General features: G+C 69.1%; 4 protein-coding genes and 3 pseudogenes. 4 read left to right on the top strand and 3 right to left on the bottom strand.

The annotated features are described in order from the left end of the window. A pseudogene (locus J7E86_RS02380) lies at positions 1–309 on the top strand (esterase); the annotation flags it as partial. A gap of 108 nt (positions 310–417) precedes the next feature. Here the strand turns inward: J7E86_RS02380 and J7E86_RS02375 are convergent. Both J7E86_RS02375 and J7E86_RS30680 read right to left on the bottom strand, forming a co-directional pair. After that, a pseudogene (locus J7E86_RS02375) lies at positions 418–516 on the bottom strand (pirin family protein); the annotation flags it as partial. A gap of 4 nt (positions 517–520) precedes the next feature. Beyond that, positions 521–628 (bottom strand): annotated as a pseudogene (locus J7E86_RS30680) (XRE family transcriptional regulator); the annotation flags it as partial. 41 nt (positions 629–669) lie between these two features. Here J7E86_RS30680 and J7E86_RS02370 point away from each other — a divergent pair. Further along, positions 670–1550 (top strand): IS5 family transposase gene (locus J7E86_RS02370; RefSeq protein ID WP_215079250.1). Its coding sequence is split into 2 segments (ribosomal slippage): positions 670–1027 and positions 1027–1550, totalling 882 coding nucleotides; the frame shifts between segments, so codons are not numbered across the junction. Between the two features lie 86 nt (positions 1551–1636). On the opposite strand, the gene J7E86_RS02365 is transcribed toward J7E86_RS02370, so the two are convergent. Then, on the bottom strand, positions 1637–2803 hold the full coding sequence (locus J7E86_RS02365; RefSeq protein WP_308312440.1) for a hypothetical protein: 1167 nt from the start codon (positions 2801–2803) through the stop codon (positions 1637–1639). Between the two features lie 328 nt (positions 2804–3131). On the opposite strand from J7E86_RS02365, the gene J7E86_RS02360 reads away from it, so the two are divergent. Continuing rightward, positions 3132–4427: a hypothetical protein gene (locus J7E86_RS02360; protein WP_215079246.1), complete on the top strand. Its 1296-nt coding sequence runs from the start codon at positions 3132–3134 to the stop codon at positions 4425–4427. A gap of 1009 nt (positions 4428–5436) precedes the next feature. Then, the coding region (locus tag J7E86_RS30675) for a tectonin domain-containing protein (RefSeq protein WP_308312439.1) at positions 5437–5818 on the top strand (382 nt) is incomplete at its 3' end.

The following is a 5818-nucleotide window of genomic DNA, read 5'->3' as shown; positions in this document are numbered from 1 at the left end:
TTCCGCACCGCCTTCCACATCGCCTACGGCCGGGCCGACGGCATCGCCGGACCGAAGCGCGCCTGGGACAACAACGACACCACGACCGGCAGCTGGAACGCCGACCGCAGCAAGCTCGTAGCCGGTGACTTCGACGGCGACGGCAAGGCCGACCTGGGCGTCCTCTACAACAGGGGTGAGGACGACGGGAAGAACAAGGTCGCGCTGCACACCTTCGCCGGTCGTGACGACGCGGTCTCCCGGCCGGTGAAGGTCTGGGACAACGAGAACTCCACCAGCTGGAACTGGTACCGCAGCGACCTCGGCTGAGCCGGGGCACGGCCGCCCCGCCGGAACGTCCGGCGGGGCTTCCCTGCCGCGGAGCGGGGTCGCGAAGTACGGGGGTGGAGCAACGCGCCCCAAGCCGATTCACCCAGCTCAGCGCACCATTCCCCGCGGCTTGAACGCCACCGGAGGCAGCTGGGGCGCGGGCAGCCGGTCGCCGTCGTAGCCCTGCACCTCGCCGAAGCGGGACCCGGCCGTCTCCGTCGGAGCGGTAGAGCGAGTTGTACAGCGTCGTGCAGTGGAGCCGGAACTCGACATCCGGTAGGCCGAAGAGCGGTCCGTAGTTGACTAGGGCCTGTCTGATGGGTCGGTGACGAACCGAGACGAGAACTCGTTCCCAGGCATGTGGGACGGGGAGATCTCAGTGACGCGGAGTGGGCCAGGCTGAAGCCGTACTTCCCAAGAAACGTTGGGCGGGGCGGGCGTTGGAAGTGTCACCGCAGGGTGATCAACGGGATTCTGTTCCGGTTGCGGACCGGGATCCCGTGGCGCGATCTGCAGTCCCGGTTTGGTAAGTGGCAGGCGATATGCGACCGGCATCGCCGCTGGTCGGCGGACGGCACATGGGAAATGCTCCTGCGAGCCGTGCAAGCCGATGCCGATGCGCAGGGGCGAATCGACTGGTCAATGGCGAGCGTGGACTCGACGATCTGCAGGGCCCACCAACACGCTGCGGGTGCCCGTCACCGGGCCCCGACGGTGCCGGCAGACGAGCCCGGCCAGCCCACCACCGGGACGATGAAGGTCTTGGCCGCTCCCGCGGCGGCCTCACCACAAAGATCCACTTAGTTGGTGAGGGCGGCCTGCGGCCCTTGGCCCTACTGATCACACCCGGACAATGGGGCGACGCGCCTCAGATGATTCCGGTCCTGGAGCGCACCGGCGTCCCGCGGACGAAGGGCGGGCACCCGCGCACCCGCCCGGACCACCTCAGCGGCGATCGTGCCTACAGCTCTCGGCGCAACCGCCGCTACCTGCGGCGCCGACAGATCAAGCACACCATCCCTGAGCCGAGGAATCAGCAGGCCAATCGCTTGCACCGTGGAAGCCGAGGCGGCCGGCCCACCAGCTTCGAGAAGGCCCGCTACGTTCGCAGGAACGAAGTGGAGCGGCTGATCGGAAAGTTGAAGATCAACCGGGCGGTTGCCACGAGGTTCGACAAGTGGGCCTATGTCTCCTACGGCACTGTGACCGTTGCGGCCATACGCCTGTGGCTTCGTGCCTGACCCGTCAGACGGAACCTAACCGCCGCCCCCGGCCAGGGGTTTGGGCCGTCCCCCACGCCGGGGGCGGCCCTGCGGCACCGCCCCGGTCACGGGGCGATGATTACCTCGAAGGCTTCGCTGTCGATGATGCGGTCGGACTGTATCGCCCGCGCGTACTCCAGACCCGCGTCACCGTTGTCCTTGTTGTCGACATGGGCCCGGATGCAGGGCGCGTTGTAGGGCGGGGTGGGCTGGGCGGCCCGGTCGACGGTGACGTTCGCGATGTCCCACACGCCGCCGACCGCACGCGGGGTGATGTCTACGCACTGGTTCCCGTCCTTGCCGCCCTGCCAGGACCCGGCGAAGGGGTACTCGTCACAGGAGTCGTTGGGGACACCGGTGGCGCCCCCCACGAACTTGTTCGGCCCGCCAATGCCACAGGTCTTGTCACGCCGTTTGTCGTTCTTCGGGTCGAGAGGGTCGGTGAACCGGTTCAGCGGGTGGTCGTGGTCGCCGAACTTGCCGGTCAGGTTCTTCTGCGCCCACTCATAGGCGATGGCCGCCCCCCGGTACCGGGCCTTGCTGAACGTCACGTTGGCCAGGTGGCCCGGGACGATGCAGCCGGGCCAGCTGCCCGAGTCATCGTCACAGCGAACCTCGATGCCGTTCCACTCCGGGCGGATGTGCGTGGGCGGCCCCGACCCGTTGAGGATGGCCCCCTGCACGCGGTAGGTCGGCAGGATCGTCGTGTTGAAGCCCTTGCCCACGGACGAGGTGTAGCTCAGGGTGCCGTCCTTGCCCTCGTGGAGGCGGCGGAAGCGGACGGCCGCGCCGTCCCAGGCCGACGACCCGGGCGAGCACTGGCCGCTACAGGTCGAGCTCAGGGCCATCGTGACGGGGGGCATTTTCTCCGTCATCTCGACGACCTCGGTGATGATGTCCTCGCGCCATGCCGCCTGGGGCAGGGAGTCCATGGACGCCGCCGCCGCGACGAACACCGTGGCGTGGTCGGCTACGCTCCCGTCCTTGCCGAGGGCCTCATAGATGACCCAGTGGCGTACGCAGTAGGCCTTGCGGCTGGACTGGCGGGGATCGGCCCCGGTACACATCCCCAGCCCGGGATTCGGCTTGGGATCGGCGGCCTGGGCGCGGGCCGCTGGTGCGAGGGCGGCGGAGGTGGGGGCGGCGGCGCCTGCGGGGGCGGTGTCGGTGGTCCTCACGCACGTCCAGGCCGTGCCCTGGCGCTGGAGCTGGGTACCGGGTGCGGTGGCCACGCACGTTCCGTGACCGGACGGGGCCGCGCTGGCGGGCGGCGCGGCGGTAGCGGGGGCGGTGCCTGCGGCGCACAGGGATGCGGTGAAGACCAGTGCGGCTATCGCCGACAGGCCGCGTCTGAGGTGTTTCAAAAGGTGGTCCCTTCCGTCGGTGGCGCCCCGTGGCGAGCACACCGAAGGTATGAAACCTGGCAACTCCCGTTCATACCAACCGAGAACGCGACAGTTCTTGATCGCATTTGGCCAGTTGTGGTATAGACCTGCCGCCCTCGGCGGCGCTAGTTTCCCTCACACTCGCCTCACAGACCACACACAGGGGGAAGCAACGATGCGCCGCACAAGAAACCGCCTGGGCAGAGGGCTCGGAGCGCTCATAGCCACCGCGACGGCCGCCGTGGGCCTGGCCGCCACCTCGGCCGCCGCCACCCCGGCCGCCGCCACCTCGGCCGCCGCCACCCCGGCCGCCTCCGGGCAGACGATCCAGCCCGGCCAGACCTGCACCGCAGCCGATCTCGGCAAACGCCACCCGGTCATCAAGACGACCGAAGTCACCCCGACGATCACCCACTTCAAGGGCTGGTACGTCACCCAGGGCTCAACCGGTACCCAGACCATCTCCACCAACGTCCAGGAAACCATTTCGGTCTCCGTGGGCGTCAACGGCAGCGTTCAGGGCAGCTTCGCCGTCGAGGCCCTCGGCACCGTCGGCGCGAGCCTCGGCCTGAACGTCCAGGTCAACTACACCACCACCAGCAGCACCAACAAGTCCATCACCTGGGACTTCTACCAGCCCGGCTACTACGGGCTCTACGAGGGCACCAAGAAGGTCACCGGCACCTACGGCAGCCTCAACTGCAACCGCACCCAACAGGGCGACGGCAGCTGGGCGTTGAAGTGGACCGAGGGCCCCGACACCGGCAGCTACACCACCTTCACCACCCTCGAAGAAGGCGCGGTGCGCTGCGAGGACAAGGTCCCCGCCAACAGCATCATGCGCAAGGCACAGGGCCTCCTCGACTGCGGCTCCCCCGCCGCCACCGCGAAGCACCCTGCCGGACCGGTCCCCTCGGTGAAGGCCGACGCCGCCAAGGCCGGGCACGAAGCCGAGAAAGCCGCCAAGGCCGCGCAAAGCGTGAAGGCCACCCAGGCCGCCAAGCCCGCCCCACGTGCCGGCCTGTCCTGCCAATCCGCCGTCTACAAGATCGACGTCCCCGGCAAGCCCCTGAACTGGAGCGCACCGCTCCTGGCCAACGACGGCATCCGCCTGCGCGAATCGACGTTCTTCAGCGCCCACCTGGACAACTGGCGGCTGTGCAACGTGACGGAGCGCAACGGGGTCATCGAGGCGTCCCTGTGGAACTGGGGCAACGGCGGGTGCGCGACCATCCCGGCGAACATCGCCAACCAGGAGCAGGCATACCTGACGACGGCCACCTGCGGGGAGGACGACCTCCAGCGGTTCTACATCTACCGCGACGTACCCGGCAGCACGAAGATCGGTCTGCAGAACAAGTACACCGGCTCCATGATGGGCCACGACCGATACGCGGACGGGGAACTCATCCGCCAGTACTCCAGCGGCAGGCAGGACGGTACGGGTACGTACACCCTGACCGGAGTCTGACGGCCCTTCCCCGTGAGCGCGGCCCCGCACGTGAACCCCCGGCCTCCCGGTTCCGTGCGGGGCCTTCCGCGTCTCTACCCCGAGCCCGGCCTCGGGGACCGGGGCCCGCGGCTGAATGTCCCCTGCTGCATGCGGCGAACCCCTGCCAGGGTGGTGCGCGCTTCAACCCGACGACAGAAGCGAGGTCAACTCGTGCGTAAACGAGGATCTGTTGACAGTGGCCAACGAGTTCTCGTCTCGGTTCGTCACCGACCCATCAGACAGGCCTTAGACGCACTTCAGGTAGAGCACGTCGCTGTGGGCTGAACCGGAGTCCCGACTGCCGCCGTAGACGATGGAGCCGGTGGTGATGACCTTGTACCCGAGTTCAGCGACCCGCTCATCTGCCCGCGGGCGGTCCGGGCGTACTGTTCGCTCAGGCGGCGCGCTCCGCTTTCTCGCGCTGCAGGGCCTCCTGCGCGCGCAGGAGTTGTTGCCGTTGGTGTTCTGGCCGTCGGCTGCGACCCGGGCCGCGATCGTGCGTCGCTTCTCCTGCTCGGCCTCGCGGCGGAGCCGGTTCTAGGATCCCCCTGATGGCACGGGTCGAGGGCGTGGGACACCAGGGCTCGCGAGGCCGGCGCCAGCGCAGGGTGGGTGCCGGGCGAGGCACGGCCGAAAGCCGGGGTGTGCTGTGCGGTGGGGCCGTGTACGGTGCGGGCGATGTCGCAGTGGCGAGAGCGTCCCGCACCATTTCGAAACGGCAGGCGCCGGTGCTTCGGCGCACGGGTGAGCTGCCGTCCGCTCCGCCACCGCAGTGCGAAGGCCAGGGCGACGACGCCCCGGACCCATGGATTTCCGTTTCCGGACAGGAAGGACCGTGCGCATGCGGAAGCAACCGCGCGAGAGATGCAGACGGATCGGCCGGACGACCGGCTTATCGGCGCCGGGTGTCACCGGTACGCCTCCCTTCGCGGACCGTCCAGGAGGGACCCGTACGACCGGTGGGGGCGCTTCCCGCCGTTCGGGCCGTGTGGGCCGCGCGCTGGCGGCCGCCGTGATGGGGGCACTGCTGGCGACCGCGCCAGGACTCGCCTTACCGGGGGCAGCAGCCGCGAGCCCCGAGGCCGCCACCGTTTTCGGTTCGTCGGTCGCCGCGGCCCGCAACGCCGACGGACGACTGGAGCTGTTCGGGACGAACAGCGGTGACGCGATCTACCACCGCTCGCAGAACTCCATCGGCGGCACCTGGGGACCCTGGGCACAGTTCGACGGCGCGCTGCGCGCCGTCGCCTCCGAGACCAACGCCGACGGCCGCGTGGAGCTGTTCGGCGTCAACAGCGGCGGCTCCATCTACCACCGCTCGCAAACCTCCCCCGGCGGCACCTGGGCCGGCTGGGAACAGTTCGACGGCG

This window comes from Streptomyces sp. ISL-11 (assembly GCF_018614525.1).
GTDB lineage: Bacteria > Actinomycetota > Actinomycetes > Streptomycetales > Streptomycetaceae > Streptomyces.
The sequence above is the reverse complement of the archived record's forward strand: the minus strand, read 5'-3'. Positions and strand labels throughout refer to the sequence as shown.

Bases quoted from the DNA above. Each gene is read 5' to 3' on its own strand.
- J7E86_RS02360 (WP_215079246.1), top strand. From the start codon at position 3,132: ATGCGCCGCACAAGAAACCGCCTGGGCAGAGGGCTCGGAGCGCTCATA.